General features: G+C 42.1%; 16 protein-coding genes. 5 read left to right on the plus strand and 11 right to left on the minus strand.

Annotated features, from left to right (window positions below):
• Nucleotides 1–4: 4 nt before the first annotated feature.
• The 6 genes from tagF to tagH are packed head-to-tail and all read right to left on the minus strand — an operon-like array spanning nucleotide 5 to nucleotide 8528.
• Nucleotides 5–700 (minus strand): type VI secretion system-associated protein TagF, encoded by a 696-nt coding sequence (gene tagF / locus R7070_RS15025; protein WP_005375944.1) that lies wholly within the window; start codon nucleotides 698–700, stop codon nucleotides 5–7.
• Nucleotides 682–4200 (minus strand): type VI secretion system membrane subunit TssM, encoded by a 3519-nt coding sequence (gene tssM, locus R7070_RS15030; protein ID WP_256900027.1) that lies wholly within the window; start codon nucleotides 4198–4200, stop codon nucleotides 682–684. The genes tagF and tssM overlap by 19 nt, the downstream gene beginning before the upstream one ends.
• 16 nt (nucleotides 4201–4216) lie before the next feature.
• Nucleotides 4217–5509: a type VI secretion system protein TssL, long form gene (gene tssL / locus R7070_RS15035; RefSeq protein ID WP_005375939.1), complete on the minus strand. Its 1293-nt coding sequence runs from the start codon at nucleotides 5507–5509 to the stop codon at nucleotides 4217–4219.
• 11 nt (nucleotides 5510–5520) lie between these two features.
• A complete protein-coding gene (gene tssK / locus R7070_RS15040; RefSeq protein WP_213907643.1) occupies nucleotides 5521–6846 on the minus strand; it encodes a type VI secretion system baseplate subunit TssK in 1326 nt (441 codons plus the stop codon).
• A 21-nt stretch (nucleotides 6847–6867) separates the two neighbouring features.
• The gene (gene tssJ, locus R7070_RS15045) at nucleotides 6868–7323 is read right to left on the minus strand and encodes a type VI secretion system lipoprotein TssJ (RefSeq protein WP_005375933.1); all 456 of its coding nucleotides are present in this window, start codon (nucleotides 7321–7323) and stop codon (nucleotides 6868–6870) included.
• Nucleotides 7324–7334: 11 nt separating this feature from the next.
• Nucleotides 7335–8528 carry a type VI secretion system-associated FHA domain protein TagH gene (gene tagH / locus R7070_RS15050; RefSeq protein ID WP_256900026.1) on the minus strand — a complete coding sequence of 398 codons (1194 nt, stop codon included), beginning with the start codon at nucleotides 8526–8528 and terminating at the stop codon, nucleotides 7335–7337.
• A gap of 312 nt (nucleotides 8529–8840) precedes the next feature.
• Between tagH and R7070_RS15055 the strand changes: the two genes are divergently transcribed.
• The 3 genes from R7070_RS15055 (at nucleotide 8841) to R7070_RS15065 (ending at nucleotide 12023) form a co-directional block, all read left to right on the plus strand.
• Nucleotides 8841–10991: a serine/threonine-protein kinase gene (locus R7070_RS15055; protein ID WP_213907639.1), complete on the plus strand. Its 2151-nt coding sequence runs from the start codon at nucleotides 8841–8843 to the stop codon at nucleotides 10989–10991.
• 470 nt (nucleotides 10992–11461) lie between these two features.
• Nucleotides 11462–11797 carry an Hpt domain-containing protein gene (locus R7070_RS15060; RefSeq protein ID WP_017820226.1) on the plus strand — a complete coding sequence of 112 codons (336 nt, stop codon included), beginning with the start codon at nucleotides 11462–11464 and terminating at the stop codon, nucleotides 11795–11797.
• A 34-nt stretch (nucleotides 11798–11831) separates the two neighbouring features.
• The gene (locus R7070_RS15065) at nucleotides 11832–12023 is read left to right on the plus strand and encodes a hypothetical protein (protein WP_025767706.1); all 192 of its coding nucleotides are present in this window, start codon (nucleotides 11832–11834) and stop codon (nucleotides 12021–12023) included.
• Nucleotides 12024–12093: 70 nt separating this feature from the next.
• Here the strand turns inward: R7070_RS15065 and R7070_RS15070 are convergent, their stop codons facing one another.
• The 3 genes from R7070_RS15070 to R7070_RS15080 all read right to left on the minus strand — a co-directional run bounded on the left by R7070_RS15070 (nucleotide 12094) and on the right by R7070_RS15080 (nucleotide 14889).
• Nucleotides 12094–13764 carry a SpoIIE family protein phosphatase gene (locus R7070_RS15070; protein WP_170896997.1) on the minus strand — a complete coding sequence of 557 codons (1671 nt, stop codon included), beginning with the start codon at nucleotides 13762–13764 and terminating at the stop codon, nucleotides 12094–12096.
• Between the two features lie 29 nt (nucleotides 13765–13793).
• The gene (locus R7070_RS15075; RefSeq protein WP_017820228.1) at nucleotides 13794–14054 is read right to left on the minus strand and encodes a hypothetical protein; all 261 of its coding nucleotides are present in this window, start codon (nucleotides 14052–14054) and stop codon (nucleotides 13794–13796) included.
• 220 nt (nucleotides 14055–14274) lie between these two features.
• Entirely contained in the window at nucleotides 14275–14889 is a 615-nt protein-coding gene (locus tag R7070_RS15080; RefSeq protein WP_005387550.1) for a glutathione S-transferase family protein, read from the minus strand.
• A 284-nt stretch (nucleotides 14890–15173) separates the two neighbouring features.
• Between R7070_RS15080 and R7070_RS15085 the strand changes: the two genes are divergently transcribed.
• Nucleotides 15174–15749 carry a TetR/AcrR family transcriptional regulator gene (locus R7070_RS15085; protein ID WP_005375904.1) on the plus strand — a complete coding sequence of 192 codons (576 nt, stop codon included), beginning with the start codon at nucleotides 15174–15176 and terminating at the stop codon, nucleotides 15747–15749.
• 1 nt (nucleotide 15750) lies between these two features.
• Nucleotides 15751–16155, plus strand: a complete 405-nt coding sequence (locus tag R7070_RS15090) for a PPC domain-containing DNA-binding protein (RefSeq protein WP_256900025.1) — start codon at nucleotides 15751–15753, stop codon at nucleotides 16153–16155.
• Nucleotides 16156–16253: 98 nt separating this feature from the next.
• On the opposite strand, the gene nirD is transcribed toward R7070_RS15090, so the two are convergent.
• Nucleotides 16254–16589 (minus strand): nitrite reductase small subunit NirD, encoded by a 336-nt coding sequence (gene nirD, locus R7070_RS15095; RefSeq protein ID WP_256900024.1) that lies wholly within the window; start codon nucleotides 16587–16589, stop codon nucleotides 16254–16256.
• Complete coding sequence (gene nirB, locus R7070_RS15100) at nucleotides 16590–19109, minus strand: nitrite reductase large subunit NirB (RefSeq protein ID WP_318141237.1); 2520 nt, start codon at nucleotides 19107–19109, stop codon at nucleotides 16590–16592.
• Between the last annotated feature and the right edge of the window lie 10 nt (nucleotides 19110–19119).

Here is a 19119-nt window from a genome sequence, read left to right on the forward strand (position 1 = left end):
TATCCTACCAATTCCACTTTTTCCAGCCGCCATCAAGCATGGCTGAAAACTGACCAATTGAAGGAAATCCACTAGTAATGAACATGCATGGTTCAACCTTCGTTGAACCTTCAGTCCACCAAAAACATGGTTTACTCAATTTTTCTTTGATGAGGTAATTCAAAAGCGTGTTTTGATCAGTATTGCCGTGATCATGAAAAACTGTAGATATTTGGCTTTGATAAAGAAACTCTAGAGGCTTCACTTCACTTGTTACATTCGCAACGAGGTCATTTTTTTCTTGAGTACTCTTATGCCAAACATCAAAGACAAAGTCGTCCTCAAGTACTGAAAGAGCAAGAGCGGCACTGTCCTCGGTCCAAGCTCTGTCACCCCAATATTGCGCAGCTTCACCTTTTACGGCACGAGCTATAGTAAAGAAAAAGTATCTACCGCATGCATCAACACTAGGAATCATGCTACCAATGTAGGTTGAGTCTTCTAAATAGCTAATATCCAAAGCAAAGTGCCACACAGGAGCCGTTAAAAAGTGCTCATTCCAGCTTTCACCCAGTTGTTCCCTGCTGACTGCAATAACCGCCTGTTGCCAATCATGCCAACGCTCCGAGAAATCTTGTGATAAACCATCTTTCACAAAGTCCCCTTTTGCAGGCATTTTACCGATATAGCCCCAGCCTGATGTTATAAGGTTCGTGGACATCTGAACCTCTCCATTTCATTTGACCAAAACGGATTAATGGCACTAGAAGGAATAAGCTCTAGCTGCACCTTATTTCCCTTTAAATCAATCATAACTATATTGTCTTTACGCGATTCTGGCCTTGCTTTAAGTGATTGATCCAAAAGCTTGAATATGCCCCACTCACCTTCATAGGTATGCGCAATTTCGCGTTTAGATTCAGGTGGTGTGAACACAATTCGAGTCTGATCTTGACCGGCAGGCCAACTCAACGATTTAGCTCTTGCTGGTCCATGCTTATAAACCAAATCTTGTCCACCCAACTCTAAGACAAATCGAGTAATGTGCTGGTCTAGATAAACAGGCTTCATCCCAAACTCTACGCGTAATGAATTATCAGATTCAAAGAAAGACTGCCTGATACGTTGCGCTCTTTGAAAGACCATTAGTGTTTCTGGACGAACTCCAATTTCCTTTTCTAATCGCCAACGACTTTTCGAAGTATCCACAAACGGTTCGAGGTATTCTTGGAAGAATGCGTCAAGCGTACCTCCATAACCAAAGAATCGCTTAAAGTCTTTCAATCTAACTTCTCTGCTCGCGTTGGGCTCGAATGGATATCTGCCAGCAATAGTCCGCTGATAAGGGCGGACCACCTGTGTTACCCAAAGTTGATTTAGATGATCCTTCGAACCGCTCTCCGCAAACTTAACCGACTCTTGAGAAAGCTCACCTAGCCATTGATTAAATGGTCTCGGCAAAAGTTCTTTAGCACGAGCGAAGGAAGCTGCGACATCTTGTGTAACGGTTCCATCTAAAATACTTTTGTAGGCAATTTTCTGATTGTTACCAGAGCTTGATAAGTCACTTAAATACGAACGCAAGTTAACCATTGCTTGTTGAATATCATCAAAGTCTTGCTCACCAAGGCGTAAGATCTCTGAAAAATGCGATTCGACTTCTTTACCTGGCAGAGCAACATTGAAGCCGTTTTCTTCAGGTAAATACATGTCTAGTCTATCTGCCGTATTTGAAAACTTAACTTTGGCAACTTTACCAGCAACTTCAGAAGCGGCTTTTTGATTTTCTGACAATGATACTTTTGATAGAGCAACCTCTTTTTGGATTGCTCTCAACAAAGATTCGATTGGTCTTTCAACTCCAGATAAAACCCTCGCTTGCTCTGTCGCAAGTTCTAGGCTCGGAGCCTGCTTCAATTGAATATCTTCGATCAACGTTTTCCATTCATTAACATAATCTTGATAGTATCGAGACTGAACGCCTTGGATGGCACTATCTTGATCAATTTCATGAGCCTTAAGATCGTCACCATAAACCCAGTTCTCTTCCATTAGGCTTTTTACTGTACGGTTGATCTGAATCTGAAAAATGCTATGAAAACCATTGTACGTGTAGAAACCCGAAATGCCTTGTGATAGCGGTTTTCCACTAGCTCGCTCGAACTGCTCAAGCCCTTTAGGTCCCAATACATCAGTCAAGCGAAATGAAGGTACATGACTCTTAGAAAATTGTATTTTCATTCGCTGATAAGCACGTTCAGGTAGAGACATTTGAGTCAACACTTCTCGAGCACTCGTCACGGCAGCAGTGTTGTAAGTAAAGCCTTGTCCATCGTTGCCTAATAAATATTGAGTGTGCTGTAGCAAACGTCTTCTTAAGTCTGCGTTTAGCTCACCCGGATATTGACGTTCGAAATAAAAGTTAAACCAAGCCAACACTTCATCTTGTTGATATTTGTCTGGATTGAATAACATCAAATACGTTTTTAACGTTTCGTACAAATACTCACGATGCTGTTGATTGCTCTCCATTTCTGACACCAAGCTATCAAGAAGCAGAGGGGCGTAATATTGGGTCAAAGCATCAGAATATGCATTGTTTGCCGCCTGAGACACTTTGTCTCCTTGATAGAGACCAAACCTCTTTACAGAGTCGGCATCACCGTAGTCGCTTTGCTTTCCGAGAGGAAGCGTCATCAACCTATCTAATGTTTCTACAGCTGAAACAATATCCGCTTCAAAATCTAAACTTTGAGCGCCAATCATTGCATCAATATGGCTCGCTTGTTCATTGGTATCGACAATTAACTGTGAGTTCCACTTATAACTCATAAACCAAAGCGCAGAAGCTCCTAGCAGTAGCGTTGTACATCCAATGTAAACACCTCGACGCATCCAACCTGACTGCTTTTGATAGTGACGATTAACTGTTCCTAACAGTTGCTCTTTGAAAATAACCTTGTCAAAAAGATTCTTTACGAAATAACTATGAGAACCAGTCTGACTCTTTGCTAGAGCTAAACGATTTAACCCAAGTCCATTGGTTGATTCATTCATCAGCTTATCGACTGGTAAGCCTTCTTGAACCGAACTCAACATAAACACACCACGAATCAAGGCAGGCTCTTCAAAACTGTTTTGTGCAAAAATTTCAGCTAAAAACTCGTCAAGATTAGCTTGTAGCACTCTTAATTGCTTTGGAAATTCAAAGATAAGCGCGCGTTTATCTAAATCGTCCTCTGTTTCAAGTATTCTAAGCATACGGGCATCAAGGCGCTCCAACATGCCATGAAATTCTTTGTTGAATAGAGAAATAACGCCTCTTTCATCATCCACTTCACGAGGGAACATGAAACCAAATAATTCCTCTCGCTCTTCCTTACTTAAATCGGCAAAAAACTCATTGAAACCGGCAACTAAATCCATTTTGGTGAGCAATACGTAAATCGGAAACTGCATGCCTAACTGGTTTTTCAGTTCTTGAAGTCTCGACTTAATTGCTCGAGCATGAAGACTTCGCTCGGTTCGAGTCTGAGACATCACGCTGGCTAAACTTATCGTAACAATCGCACCATTAATTGGTCTTTGCGTTCTATACTTTTTCAACAATCCTAAGAAACCATGCCACGCTTTAGAGTCGACCTTTTCTTGACTGTCTTGTGTCGTATACCGGCCAGCCGTATCTATAAGAATTGCTTTATTTGCAAACCACCAATCACAGTGGCGAGTGCCACCTACACCGGCAATAGAGTCAGAGCCAAGGCTGTCTCCTAATGGAAACTCTAACCCCGACTGCTTTAATACGGTTGTTTTCCCCGTTCCAGGAGGGCCAATCAACACATACCACGGTAAGTCATACAAGCTTCTCTTGCCTTTGTGTGTTTTCGTCACTACTTTGACAGCTTGCTCAATACGCTCGCGCATTAAGTCAATTTCACTTGCCGCTTCTTTATCTGATAGGCTATCAACCTCAAGCAACGTTTGAATACTTTCGTCTTCTTTCACCTTTTGCTTATGCTGCTTGGTAACGTTAAATATCGCCCAAAGCAACACCAACACTAGAATAGTGACTAGCCGTTGAAAGTCACTCTTTAGGGGCTCATATCCCGCTATCGCAATAAGTGGACCAACAACCCAAATGAAAATAGAACAAGCAGCGACACCTATAAGACCGAGAAACCATCTTTGAGTAAATATTCTGCCAATTTCTTTAATACGCATCTCTATCTACCTATTATTAATTCGCGACAAGAAGGTCGATTTCAATCCGGCGGTTAATAGCTCGGTTTTCATCACTACTGTTTTCAACTAATGGTCTTGCATCCCCCAATCCCTCGGGTATCACTCGCCCTTCTAATGCACTATTCGAGATCAGTTGTTCAGACATAGCAGTGGCTCGAGCTAATGATAGGTGCCAGTTCGAGGGATATTTACTCGTGAAAATAGGCCTATCGTCGGTGTGACCAGTAACAATGATCTTGCCTTGGGTCGACTCCAATGTTCTCGCAAGCTTAGAAATAACGGGTTGGATGTAAGCGACAACATCAGCACTACCTGATTCAAATAGATCTTGAGACTTTAACGAAATTCTTACCCTGTCTTGCAGCGGCTCAACATTGATTAGCCCCTTACCGATCTCAGTTGCTAGATACATTGAAATCTTTTCTGCAATTGGCGCTGATTTTGATTCTGACGTTGCATCTTGGTTAAGTTGTTGCGGTTGAATCAAATTGACTAATTGAGAAAAGGTGCGATTGGATGCCTTATTTAGCTCATAACTAAAATACATATATATGCAGACCAATAGTGCCGCCGTTACAGAACATACAACCCAAAGAGGAGCTCTATCAGAAGCCTTTGAGCCATTCAAAATGTGTTGGTCGATACTATTGCTTAGTTCCTGAGGGACTCCTCTCCCATAAGTCTTAAGAGTAGCAATAACCTGTCTTCTCAATTTCCGGTGCGATTCCAGTCCATTTTTTTCTAAACGGTATTGACCCAGAAACCCGAGAGATAAGCACACATACATTAGTTCAAGCAAATCTAAGTTCACATCTGGTTTCGCCATGCACTTATCAAGATGCTTAAAGAACGCTTCCCCACCTTGACTGCTAGCATAGAAGGAGCTAAGTAATGAATCGTGACTCCAGAATGAATTCCCACCCCAATTGGTGTTAAGGACAACTTCATCTAGTGAACAGCATAAACAATAACGAGCTGTATCAATGGTATCCAAATCAACGTCATGCTGACGTAATCGGTTCTCATAATCTCTAAGCTTTTGTGCCAATGTCTCTTTTAGAAACAACGGATCGGAATGAGTCGCTGTCGAGCGAATTTGACCGATAATAGATAACAGGCCATTCGCCTCTGCTAGTAGAGAGTTATTCCCATAAGCGACCACTGAATCATTGTTCACCAATTCAGGACTTTTTGAGATAACTACGGTATTATCCACAGACTTTTCTGATTGTGGTTTCGATGCGGGTGCTCTTCCACCCGGTGTTGGTTTTACTATCGTTTGTTCCATACAGAGCGCGCCTATTGATTAATACTCCAAAGCTCAAGTTCAGCATTCGGAAAATGCCCTGATAGGTGAAGCGCAATACCGCCACTATCTTTTAGCCTCATCCAAAATGGCCCTTTCTTGACAACTTCGAAATAAACATAGCCCGTTTGGTAAGGAATCTGTCTCGGGACGACACTCAACGGCACTACGTTTATACCGTTGATCTGATTATTAATTAGATCGCGAATCTGTTCTGCCGGGCCAAACTTGAGTTGCGCTGGGACCAGGCGTCTTATTTCATCTGTTGTGGTGTCTGCTTTAATTGCTAGCACAAATTGGCATGACTCAAGCAAGCGTTTATCTGGAAGCGGCGTCACTTGAATACCGTATTGGCGAGGCTCCAACGGAAGTTTGGTCGCAGTTTGGTCAAGGACAACACTGAGGTACTGACTGAGTATCTGATTCAACTCGCTATAGACACTTGATACATCTAAGTGATCATACGCAAGCAAACTTGGGACTCTTTTAGTTTTATTAGAAAAAGTGGCTAACTCACCAATGTAACCTTTAAGTGTCGTCGCTAATTCCAGTGGATGTAACCTATCTAACTCACTGAAATGCTTTAACTTCGCCTCATATCGGTTCAGCATTTGGAGCATGATGAAATCAACAGCAGATGCCGATGCAGATTTACCCTTAATCAAGCGCTGTGCAATAACGTCAGCACGCATCTTTGTCATCGCGATAACGTTACGTAGATAAGCTGACATAACTTTGTCGCTAAGGAGGTTGATAAGCGGAGGAACGTACTCATCGTCTAGTATAACTTCCCCTTCAGAAGTTACCTCTTTGATCCTTAAGATAGGTAACTCCACATAACCCGCTAATTTGTCATTACTCGCTTTCAACTCTAGGTTAAGGGCTGCAACTTGGATGGTTTCTTCATCTTGTCCTGTAAGGTTATCTATCACGTCGATATCTTGAAGTACATAACGAGAGACGATCGATTCGCTTACATCCGAAACGTTTTTACCTGTAACACTTGAAAGAGGGAGAGTTATTTTTACTAACGTATTTTCAGTGTTTTTATCAATAAGTAGAGGCGAAACTGAATCGTTGGATATTAACGTATTAACCAACGTCATATCTGGCAAAACAGCTTCAAGATGCTCAAGTTCAATAAGACCATCTTTTAGCGCGTGTTTTTTTACTCGACATTTCCAAACTCCCCAATTGTAAGCCCCACCTAACTGATGTAAGCCCTTGAATTCTTGAGAGGTTGCGCGTTCTTGTTGTTGGAAGTGCTGGGGACGTAAAAACATTCCTTCGCACCAAGCCGTCTTGGAGTATTGCGTCATTTATAATTAGCCAACTAAACGTTATTTAACGACCAAAGACAGATCTTCTAACAATACTTGATATGTGTTGTAACCGGTCTTATCCACTTTAATGACTTGTCGCCAATTTGAGTTTTCAATATCTCGAAACGCTACGACAATGCCTAAATATTCTGTCTTTGGAGACATACTTGCTTGATATGTTTCTTTCTGACCTGGAGTTAATGAAACTTCATATTTATTCACTAAATCAGGTCCTAAGACTTTTTCACTTTCTTCATAAATAGAAAAAAAGTCCTGGCTTTCGAAAATGGTATTTGACGTTAATTCAAATACATACACCACTACAGGAGAAGGCCTGCCGTTTGAATCAGGATTAATGTTATGACTTGCTGCTATTTCTAAATCTGAGTATGGATCAACAACTAGGTTCGCTGCTGAGCACCCAAATAAAGCTATTGAAATTAATAACAAAATATATTGGTAAAACTTTTTCATCACCCTAATTCCTAGCCTTTGTTTTTTAATGCTAATTCATAGTGCTTAGCGAAGTCTTCTAAATAGAACGGAGACTCTTTATTGATAATATCATCGGATAGCTTTTCATGAATATCCTCAAACCTCTTCCAACTTTGAGCATATTTCCTAGCTGGAATAACCTTATTAATAACCGTGTCTTTCGCTAAAGCATCTGAGTATATAGAAGTAGGTTCAACAAGTGACATAACACTCGAAACCGTACCTTCAACACCTTTCATTAAGGCTTGCTCATGACTTTCGATGTCATTAAATGCTTCTTTAATGGCTGCATTTGGCTTTAAGAAGCTAGCGGTTTGACGGTTATATAAGTTATGAATCGCATCTTCTAAGTTTGCAGAAAACTTTAAAGGGTTATTTTCTGACTTACGAAATGCGGTATGACTAAGTCGATTTGTTTGTTTAAACACTGCTCTGTTATGCAGTGTTTCCATTAAACCAACTAGCATCAAAGAAAATGACTCCCCCAGTTGTTCGAACCATTCCTCTCGGTTATCGCTGGGAATCATCATTGGATCTATACCCACCCCTCTAACAAAAGCCGCAAGTTCACCCCCATTGGTATCAAAGTTGGGAGTCGATAGGTGGTCTGATTGTCGGTTAACTTTCGGTAAAGTTTCAGATACGGTGCTCTGTTTTTCGGGCTTTGGGATATCAATAAAATCATCGACTAAACCAATATCTAGCTGAAAGTCAGAAGGAACACTTTCGTTTAAGAGTTCACTAGCACTAAGGCCTAGGTCAACAAATTCTGCTTCCGATGGACTTGAGACTACTTCAGGGGGTGCGCTAGAAAGACTTTTACTTGTCTCAAGACTGAATACATCTGTATCTGTTTGAATAGAAACTGAAATTTGATAATCCCCTAAGCTAACCATATCGTCATCGCTTAGTGCTATTTCATTTCCTTGACCCACAGGAGTTACAGCATTATTTACAAAAGTACCATTAGTTGAGAGGTCTTTTATCAAGTATTTGCCACCAAACTTAATCAGTTCTCCGTGGGTTCCGGATACCACTCTTTCAGGATCTGGTAGTGTCCAATCACATTGTTCAGACCTACCAAATGTAACCTTGGCATGTTCATCACTTGATTCAAACACGAACTCACTCTCAATCTCTGGAGTAAATTTGTGAAAACTTGTTATGGTTAAAACCAACTTCATGTAAACCTCGCCAAAGACCTGCTAGATATTATTTTTAATTTTATTATTAACTACTTTCTTATTAACAGTAAGATTAATAAAAATCTTAATACTGCCATTGAAAATCATGCACGGAATAATGAATCATTTTTTTATCAAAGCAATCACGTATTGTTCAACAATTTTAATTATCCAACCAAGTTCAAATTTTTGACACTTAGACTTTCATCAATAAAAAAACGAATGTTAGTTTGGCCGAGAAATTCTAACATAATGACTTTTCATTGAGCAGAAAGGTATATATTCCCCCATCATTTATACGGAGTTCTTGTGATGGAAGACAGTAATAAAAACAATTCTATAAATAACGAAGAAAGCGGAGATAAAACTAAAATTGTAAAGACTCAAAAACGAGACAATGCAGTTAAATCAACCAAACTCACTAATAATGAAACCTCCGTTAAAAATAAAAATGAAACAAATACAAAACTGTCTCAAAAAGAAAACACTCCGTTAGTTAATAAGAAAAAAAACAATAAAGATGACTCATTAAATAATAACAAAGATGTTATTAACGAAAGCTTAATAGGAGCGACCGTTAAAAATCGGTATGAAATTGAGTCGGTTATTGGGCATGGTGGGCTTTGCGATGTTTACTTAGCTAAAGATAGGATTCTTGAATCTTCAGGTTCAGAAACACCCTACGTTGCGTTAAAAATATTACAGAAAGAGTTTGCTTCTCAACCAGAGACTGCACGTATGTTAATACGTGAAGCTCAACAAACTCAAAGGTTAAGCCACCCTAATATCATTAGGGTTTTTGATTTTGGTGTTGATGGCGAAATATACTTTTTAGTTATGGAGTATATTAACGGAGAAACATTAGAGAGTTTAATACAGCGTTCTAGGCCGCATGGGCTGAAGTTTAATGCAACTTTATCAATCCTAAATCAGGTACTCGATGCACTCTCATATGCTCACTCTCTTGGTGTAGTGCACGCCGACCTAAAGCCCGCTAATGTGATTTTAACGTCTGAGGGTAACGTTAAGTTGCTTGATTTTGGTGTCTCTAAAACTCATCAATTAAAGCAGGATCAATATGCGGCTAAACGTAAATCCGAAAATATTGAAACGCTTGGTTATACTCCCAACTATGCATCACTCAACCTGTTATCCGGTAAGGAACCGAACTTAAGCGACGATATGTTTGCTCTATTTTGTATTGCTTACGAGCTATTGAGTTGCAAACACCCTTACGCAAGAACTCCAGTTAATGAAGCTCTCAAAAAGAAGATCAAGGTCTCTAAACCAACTAACATGCCTGCATCTAAGTGGCCAATATTTTCAAGCGTATTTTCAACTGGCATCATTCCGAACGAGCTGACCCCTGAGCAGTTGAAACGCAAATTGAATATGCGCTATTGGCCTATCGCTAGCGGCGCGGCAGCGAGTATATTATTAGTTAGCGGCATTGTATTTGGTTATCAGCAGCAACAAGAAACCATCACCAATTTGGAAACCGTTATTAGCAAGCAAAATGATCAAATTGCCGGACAAGAGTGGCAGCTTGATACGCCAGCAGAAAAAAGTTTGGCACTGATTGATAGTGAAAAAAGCTTACATCCAGTCGTTAAGGCTGGCTTATTACGCTTACACAAGACCTATATTCTCAGCGAGTTTGAATCTGAAATTGATCAGGTTTTGAATTCTGATGCCAACAACTACCCGAATTATGATGAAATTGAGTCCATACTTGATAAAGCAAAAACCTACTACCCTGACTCACATAAAATAGAAGTTCTTGCCTTAGATATTCAGTCAAGCAAGCACTCCACGTTACTTTCGATAGCAAGGCAAATCAACAGTCAACTTGAAAAGTCTCGGTACAGTAAAGAAGATGGCAGTAAATCCATCTATGAGCTCAAGGATGAGTTAAATCAGATTCATCAAGGTTATCCTTTCACGCCAAGTTCGTTATCTAGCGATGTTTTCGGTCAGCACCTCACTGAAGCACTCCAAAAGAAAGACGCAGCTGCACTTGTTGCTCTTATTAAGGTTGGGAACACCTTCTTTTCAAACGTAGAAGAGCATCAAGAGAACTTACAGATAAGTAATGCGATGAAAGATGCAGTGCTGGAAATGAAATTATATGAGACAGCGCTAGATTCCAACAGCCCTCTACCGTTTCCAGAAGATGCCGCTAGAATCCTGTTCCAAGAAGAGTTTGAAAACTTTTATTCTCGCCTAGAAAAGGCAAGGACGACAACTCATCTCGATAACTTGGTGAAGGATGTGGATCTGTTCTCGAAAAACTTTCCTATTGGTTTTCAGGATGTTAACGATTTAAGATTCAAAACTGCTGATAAATACTTACGCTTCTCCGATATACTACTTAATAAGCGAAGGACTTCAAGCGCAAGACGCGCTATGAAGAAAGCCAACGAGCTTATGAAGCAAATAGAACAGGACTCTAAGCAAAGCTAGTAATACAAAAGGGACGCGAGTCCCTTTTTTGCCGCAGATTACTTGCCAATATGCAACTAGATTGCTAGTTTATACTTGTACTTAATGAGGAGAGTTAGCCTTGACTGAAGGAATAGTCAAAGTTGGCGAACGTCTGGCGTCCGTATGTAACGATAGCCTTAAACTAGGACTGCAAGACACTTACCGACTCGGCGTTTTACGTGGAAACGTCCCCTTTGCTACTTGTGTTAAAAACACGCGAGTTGAAGTTTTTTCATCCCTACATTTCGACCATTGCCGTTTGGAACATTTCGACCATTGCCGTTTGGATATAAGTCAAAATATCTTTAACAATGACTTTCTTTTTGTAAGTTTATCTCAAGCGACAAGCAAACTATTTCTGCTCAAATACTGGTTATGCCATTCATACCTTCGGCTAAGCCTTCATTATCCGAAACATTCCTCTACCTCAACGTTTAATAGGGGTATACATGATTAATTTTGATGTTCTCAATACATACATGGATAACGACGTAGATCTCATCGTCACTGTTTTTTCTACATACCTTGAAGATCACACGAGTGATATAGAGCGTATAGATGAGCTATATGCAAGCAGATGTTGGTCAGAACTCTATCTATTAGCTCATAGTTTAAAGGGCATTCTAGAGAGTTTCGGAGAAGACACCGCGGTCATTGCGTTTCAAAGAATAGAAGAAAAAACCAGAAACGATACAGCGCCAGATAGCTCAGATATAGCTATAGTTACTAAAGAGCTAGCTGCAATTAATCAACAAATCTTCGCTTACTTGAAGAATATGCAATAAAGAAATTCAAGGCTTAACTGGGGGAAATATGGCAATGAATAATAGCAATTTCAGGGAGTTGATTGAGTCTCTCAAAGACCTAACACCAACTCAAAAAAGGTACTTACTTAGCCGTACAAAGATGGCGCTAGATGATGAAAGTAATATGTTAAACATCAGTGATATTCTAACACCAGAAGAGTTGGAGGCGTTACTATCACCGGCACCAACAACGAATACAAAATAACAATGATATACAACGCAACCGTCAGATTAACGCTAGGGACCAAGTGAAGGAAATCGACTTTGCTTGGTTGTTAGTTTCTCTCCCTATTCCTTTTCACTACAACAAACGTATTGTTTTCGAAACCTTTTTCCAATTTAAACAGGTCAGATAATTGAGCGACTAACATCAGTCCGCGACCAGAGGAGGACCAACTATCGTCATCCATTAAGTTAGGTGCCTCAATCTGTTTGTTTTTATGTTGGATGAACGTCTTTTCATTGATCGGCGCTCCGCAATCAGAGACTCTCAGTTCCACGAAACCGGACACTTGGTCATCCCCAACCCTACACTCCACTTCAATTGGCAGGCCTTCTATTTCACTGTAAGAATGAATATAAGCGTTATTCATGAGCTCAACGACACAAAGCTCCAATGATTGAATTGCATTTAAGGGGATTTGATGACCCATCAAAAACCGAACAACGTCTTTGCTCGCACTTCGTGAGTGAGTAAGGGAGCTCCCGTAAGTTCGTTTAAATTCGCTCTTTGACATTCTTTTCCTTAAATCGAGCCTCTCACCATGCCATTTTACCTGTAAAAGGCTGGCATCATCATCAAACTCATCTTCGTTATGCCAAGATTGTACTTTTTTAAAGACGTCTCCCACTTGGTCTTCAACTGTCAGCGTGCAAACAGCTTTTATACTCGATGCCAATCGTTGTAGTGAAAACATCTCCTCACCCTGCCTCGCTTCAATCAAACCATCCGAATAAAGCCACAATGCATCGCCCTCATCCAGACTAATTTGGTTACCGATATATTCCATCGGCTGCATTGCACCAACGATAAAGTTATCGTCACCTATCTGTTCCATCGTTTTCGTACTCGCTCGCCAAACTAAGATCCTGGGGTGGCCAGCCGTGCAATAGCTAAGTCGCCCTGATTTTGTGTTAAGAATGGCGTAAGCCATAGTAAAGTAAAGTTGACTGTTTCTAGTTTGCTGATAACGCCGATTTAGCCGTTCAATCACAGATGCAGGCTCACTTACGCAATAGCCGTCATCTCTCAACTCCATCGTGATCGAATCAGGCCCCTGACTTTGAGATAGCGTCTGTTGAATAGAAAAAGCCATCAAAGCTGAAGAAATACCATGACCAGAAACATCAAATACATAAAACGCAACATGTTGTTCATCGAGCTCCAAATACCCCAACATATCACCACCAATCTGGGAGCATGGTTTGTAGACATAACTAAACTGTATATTTTGGATAGTTGATTCAGCAGGGAGTAGTTGCTCCATCAGATGACTAGCAGACTGTAGGTCTTGGTGAATTGTTTGATAGGCCGCATCTAGCTCTTTATTTCTCTCAACGAGTTTGTTGTGCAGTTCTAAAGTACGAAACCCCGCACGGATTCTGGCCTGAAGTTCCTCTACAGACGTCTTCTTATCTACGAAATCATCTGCGCCAGCATCAATGCCTTTCACGATCGAACTTTGGTCATTTCTAGAAGACAGTAGAACAAAGAAAATGTAACGTTCGCTAACTTTAGATTTTAATTGGCGACACAATTCAATACCATTAATTCCAGGCATCATTAAATCACTCAGCACAAACTGAATATCAGGGCGGTGGGTTAGCACCTCAAGCGCCGCTCTTCCGTCTTCAACTGCAACCACTTCATAGCCCTGCTTTTCCAATGCACTGCTGATGTAAAGCAGTACTGTTTTACTATCATCGACCAAAAGAATGGGTTTCATCTTCCTCCTTAATACGGTTGCTTTACTGGCTAACGCAAAACACTAGTCACTGACTGCTCATTTCTAAAACGGCTGTAGTCTTCGGCTAATAATTGGTGTTGATATCGAGTGTAAGACAACGCTTCATTAGAAATTAGTATCTGATGCTCTTTTTCGATTAACTGACTTTGTAGCCTTTCAATCTGTTCATTCTGCTGTGTGTAATTGAGGTACAGTGCGAATAGACCAAAAACCGAAACCATTAACAGGGCGATTAGAATATTATTGATAGTTTTCACTTGAATACTCATGACCTCTCCTTGTCTATTATTAGACTTTCCATGATGAAAGAGAGCGTCTACGGACCAAGAGCCCAAGGCTCTAAAACGCAACGAAGCAAATTGAGGTTGTTTTTCCAATTATAGGCGATAGGAGAAAAAATAAGAAAAATCTGAAAAAATTTGAATATCCTGCTGAGTTAAGAATCGGTAAGGTGGTAGCAGCGAGCTATCATCCACTCGCTGCAATACATTAACTCTGAAATGCAGGTCTAGCTAAAATTTGGTTATACCATCGAGCAATGTTTGGCGACGTCGATAGCACATCAATTTCTAGGCCTTTAATTGCGAAACTGATCAAAATAAAGCCTGTTATATCGACGATAGTAAAATGGTCTACGGCGATAAAATAATTATGTTCAAGCCGCTTGTCTAAGACAGGCAGAAATTCATAGACGCGTTGTTTTGATTCTTCGCCCCATGCTTCAACGCAACGTTCTCTGTCTCCATAAACTCCGGTCATGTTTCGAAACGCCTGAAATGCCGCATTTAGTCCTTGGAACTCCACCACACGATGCCACATTTCCACCTGAGCACGTTCAAGCTGGTTAGCACCAAACAGCGCCAGATCATTTTCAAACGCTTCATCTAGGTAGCGACAAATCGCAACGCTTTCACAGATCGTCGTACCATCATCCAATTCCAGCAGAGGCACTTTGCCGTTCACGCTTTTCGATTTAAACGGTTCAGATAGGTTATCGCCCTCACGAACGTTCAGCGCAATTCGCTCAACCTCGCCACCGATTTCCTTTAGAAAAATGCTAACTCGCTTACAACTTGGAGTCATTGCGGTTTCATAGAGCTTCATTTCACATCCTTTTATCTTTTTCTAACCGATTGGTTAGGATATACTGTAGCCAGTTTATAAACGATCAGTCAAGAACTTCACTATCAAAAATTTTCAAACAGTTGTGGGTCTGTTTGCTGAGCGAGATTTTTGATGCCGTTTGTGAGTTCACATGAATTTGGAGGCTGATACCCAAGAATAGATGGGTATTCATCATATTGGTTCAGTTCGAACGCTAGAGGTTCTCTGTACCATCCCTCCAAAGCAATTTAATTACCCGATAAGCAGACCCAGGCAGGTAATTTATGGCAAGAAAAGCCAACTTCGACCGAGATGAAAAGCTTCTCGTGGCTATGGATGTGTTTTGGCGCAAGGGCTTTGCGAACACGTCGATCTCGGATCTCACCGACGAGTTAAACATCAACCGCTTCAGTCTTTACAACACCTATGGTGACAAGCAACAGCTCTACTACGAAGCGCTCGATACTTACTTAAAAAAGGTCTCGCTACCGTCACTGAATGATTTGGAAAAAGACGATGCGTCTTTACCTGAGTTGGAATCGTTCCTTAAATCTTTTGCTGAGCTGCAACGCAAACGCAACTGTGGGTGTTTTATCCAAAATGCGTTGATTGAGCACGCTGGTGAAGACGATGATGTACTGCGTAAAGGGCATTTTTTGTTTGACCATCTTATCGACATCATTGCGGATGCGCTGACCAATGCACAAAAAGAAACCTTAGTGCCGAAAACGCTGAAACCAGAAGAGCTTGCTCGTTTTGTTCTCAACAACATGCAAGGCATGCGCGTGCTTGGCAAAGCCAAACGTTATGCCGACTTGGATACCGCGCTTTCCTGCTTACTGGTTTTGATTAGGAAATAACATGTCGATTGAAGTGATAGCAGTACGCCTTACCAAAGGCATGGACTTAAAGCTGAGCCTAGCGAAATTGGTCGAGCAGCATGGTATCAAAGCAGGCTCGATTGCCTCATGCGTTGGCTGTGTCTCTGACCTCAACCTTCGTTTAGCAGGTGCAGAGAGTACGTTAACCAAACATGAGCCATTTGAAATCGTCTCTGTGATGGGAACCCTAACGCCTGAACATCAGCACGTTCATATCTCGGTGTCTGATCGTGATGGACTAGTTTGGGGTGGGCATTTGCTGGAAGGCACAGTGATTGATACTACCGCAGAATTGATCATCCATTCTTACTCAGAGCTTGAGTTCACTAGAGCGATGGACGACTCGACTGGCTATACCGAACTACAAGTGAACCCTTCCAAATAATTAAAAGCTCCAGAGCCGTACTGTGCTGTCTCTGGAGCTTTATTCGCTTGTCTCTTACGCTAAGAATTTACTCATATCGAGCAAGCTAATTTCGAGGATCATTCTTCGACTAAATAACAAACCTGATCATCGTCGACCGTTACTTGCCACGTTTTTAGACAGTGCGCTTCGTCTTCCAAACACTGCCCACTCTTTAAACTGAAGTGTTGTTTGTATAGCGGTGATGCAACACACATCTCACCATCGATATCACCGACAATCCCTCGACTCATCACATAAGCCTTACCAATTGGGTCCCAATCTTGAACAGCGTAAACACCGCTATCAGGAATGTAGAATAACGCGACATGCTCGCCTTCAATCAATACTGTGGCACCGATAAACGGCATTAAGTCATCCAGTTGACACAATTTCACTTTGGTTAAAGCTGCCATTTACACCTCCTGTTTCACTGGAATACGCTGACCGCGCACACGTTGGTAAGGCAAGACTTTGCTGCCCGACGTGCTATTCAAGAAAGGACGGAAGCGTTGCAATTTTTGAGGATTATCCAACGTACTCTTCCACTCACATTGATAGGTATCTATGACTCGCGCCATTTGCTCATCCAATGAATCACATAGGTTGAGAGAGTCATCCAAAATCACTTGTTTAAGGTAATCTAAGCCCCCTTCCATGTTCTCCATCCACACCGACGTACGCTGCAAGCGATCAGCGGTGCTGACGTAGAACATCAAAACTCGGTCAATCATGGTGATCAACTCTGATTTGGATAAGTCGGATGCAAACAAATCAGCGTGTCTTGGTCTCATGCCGCCATTACCGCAAACGTATAGATTCCAGCCGTTTTCAGTGGCGATCACCCCAATGTCTTTACTTTGCGCTTCTGCACACTCGCGAGTACAGCCCGATACGGCAAACTTAAGCTTATGGGGCGCTCGCAATCCTTTGTAACGGTTCTCTAACTCAATGGCTAATCCAACCGAATCATCAACACCATAGCGACACCAAGTAGAACCGACGCAAGATTTCACGGTGCGCACCGATTTGCCGTAGGCGTGCCCTGTTTCAAAACCAGCATCAATTAAGGTTTGCCAGATTTCAGGAAGTTGCTCTAACTGCGCACCAAATAAATCCACTCGCTGACCGCCAGTGATCTTGGTGTACAGATCATATTGCTGAGCAACTTCGCCGAGCACAATGAGTTTGTCTGGTGTGATTTCGCCGCCCGGAACACGAGGCACTATCGAGTAGGAGCCATCTTTTTGCAGGTTCGCCATAAAGGCATCGTTAGAATCTTGTAGAGACTGATGCTGCGGCTCCATGATGTGCTCATTCCACAAAGAAGCGAACACAGATGCCGCTGTCGGCTTACAAATATCACACCCATGCCCTTTGCCATGCAGTGCAATTAAGGTATCGAAGTCTTTGATTTGTTCCACTTGGCAAATATGGAACATCTCTTGGCGACTGAGCTCAAAGTGCTCACAAAGGTGGTTGTTAACCTCTACCCCGATGGCTGCTAATTGAGTATCCAATACCGATTTGACCATATTGCTACAACCACCACAGCCAGTACCGGCTTTGGTGTTGGCTTTAAGGTCCGTCAGGTTGGTGGTACCAGCTTGTATCTCGGCAACTAAGTCACCTTTTGTGGCGTTGTGACAAGAACAGATAATGGCGCTGTCTGGCATCTCTCCATCCAGCATTCCGGTATCAAACAGCAGGTTCGCTGCGTGGTCTGGCAAGACAGTTTTGGTCAAATAACACTGTAAGAGCGCATCGTAGTCACTGTTGTCACCAACGAGAATCGCACCAAGCAATTGAGTGCCACTCGCATCAACCACCAGCTTTTTGTAGATGCCTGCGACCGCATCTTGCAAGACCATTTCTTGAGCGCCTTCGGTTTGCATTTGTGCATCGCCGATAGACGCCACATCCACCCCAAGCAGCTTCAGTTTGGTGCTCATGTCAGCACCTTTAAAACCTTCGCTCGGCATACCAGTCAAGACATCGGCAGTGGTTCTCGCCATGGTGTAACCGGGTGCGACTAAACCAAATATCTTCTGCTCCCAAAGGGCACATTCACCAATCGCGTATATGTTCTCATCGCTGGTTTGGCATTGGTTGTTAATCACAATGCCGCCTCGCTCGCCTATTTCTAGCTCAGCCAGCCTTGCCAACTCATCTTGAGGACGAATGCCTGCGGAGAAGACAATCACATCCACTTCGAGAGGATCTTTGTCTTTAAACACCATGCGATGCTTAGCCGTTTCACCATCGCAGATTCGCTCCGTCCCCGTTGAGGTGTGAACGGTTAGCCCTAGCGCTTCAATCTTCTCTTTTAACACTAAACCAGCACCATCATCTAACTGTACGGGCATCAGGCGAGGTGCAAACTCAATGACGTGAGTTTCTAGCCCCAATAGTTTGAGTGCGTTTGCCGCTTCTAAACCCAACAAGCCACCGCCAATCACTGCGCCTGTTCTTGCACCTTCACATGCCTTTTTGATTTGTGAAAGGTCATCAAGCGTGCGGTAGACAAACACGTTGTCTCGGTCTTTACCTTCAATTGGCGGCACAAATGGATACGAACCGGTCGCGAGCACGAGTTGGTCGTAACCCAGCACATCTTCACCATCAAGCAGAATGCGCTTTTGCTCCCTGTCGATGCCTGTTACTTGGCTGCCAAGTACGAGTTGGATGCCATGCATGTCGTACCATTCTTGGGTACTCAGCATCAAATCATCATGAGAGTTACCCGCAAACAAAGAGGACAACTGTACACGGTCATATGCGATAAAACGCTCTGCACCAATCACGGTAATTCGGTGCTCCAAATGCGCGTTTTTCTGCACTAATTGCTCGACAAGGTGTTGCCCGACCATACCGTTACCTACCACAACGATGTGGCTCAATGCGTTCTTTACTGGGATCGTTAAAGGACTGTTCATTGCTGCCTCC

This window comes from Vibrio sp. 1557 (genome assembly GCF_033340175.1).
Taxonomy (GTDB): domain Bacteria; phylum Pseudomonadota; class Gammaproteobacteria; order Enterobacterales; family Vibrionaceae; genus Vibrio; species Vibrio alginolyticus.

Coding starts and splice junctions, on each gene's coding strand:
- tssM (WP_256900027.1), bottom strand. CDS start 4,200: ATGCGTATTAAAGAAATTGGCAGAATATTTACTCAAAGATGGTTTCTC.
- R7070_RS15090 (WP_256900025.1), top strand. CDS start 15,751: ATGTCGATTGAAGTGATAGCAGTACGCCTTACCAAAGGCATGGACTTA.
- tssL (WP_005375939.1), bottom strand. CDS start 5,509: ATGGAACAAACGATAGTAAAACCAACACCGGGTGGAAGAGCACCCGCA.
- R7070_RS15065 (WP_025767706.1), top strand. CDS start 11,832: ATGAATAATAGCAATTTCAGGGAGTTGATTGAGTCTCTCAAAGACCTA.
- R7070_RS15055 (WP_213907639.1), top strand. CDS start 8,841: ATGGAAGACAGTAATAAAAACAATTCTATAAATAACGAAGAAAGCGGA.
- tagF (WP_005375944.1), bottom strand. CDS start 700: ATGTCCACGAACCTTATAACATCAGGCTGGGGCTATATCGGTAAAATG.
- tssJ (WP_005375933.1), bottom strand. CDS start 7,323: ATGAAAAAGTTTTACCAATATATTTTGTTATTAATTTCAATAGCTTTA.
- R7070_RS15080 (WP_005387550.1), bottom strand. CDS start 14,889: ATGAAGCTCTATGAAACCGCAATGACTCCAAGTTGTAAGCGAGTTAGC.
- R7070_RS15070 (WP_170896997.1), bottom strand. CDS start 13,764: ATGAAACCCATTCTTTTGGTCGATGATAGTAAAACAGTACTGCTTTAC.
- R7070_RS15085 (WP_005375904.1), top strand. CDS start 15,174: ATGGCAAGAAAAGCCAACTTCGACCGAGATGAAAAGCTTCTCGTGGCT.
- nirD (WP_256900024.1), bottom strand. CDS start 16,589: ATGGCAGCTTTAACCAAAGTGAAATTGTGTCAACTGGATGACTTAATG.
- tssK (WP_213907643.1), bottom strand. CDS start 6,846: ATGACGCAATACTCCAAGACGGCTTGGTGCGAAGGAATGTTTTTACGT.
- nirB (WP_318141237.1), bottom strand. CDS start 19,109: ATGAACAGTCCTTTAACGATCCCAGTAAAGAACGCATTGAGCCACATC.
- R7070_RS15060 (WP_017820226.1), top strand. CDS start 11,462: ATGATTAATTTTGATGTTCTCAATACATACATGGATAACGACGTAGAT.
- tagH (WP_256900026.1), bottom strand. CDS start 8,528: ATGAAGTTGGTTTTAACCATAACAAGTTTTCACAAATTTACTCCAGAG.
- R7070_RS15075 (WP_017820228.1), bottom strand. CDS start 14,054: ATGAGTATTCAAGTGAAAACTATCAATAATATTCTAATCGCCCTGTTA.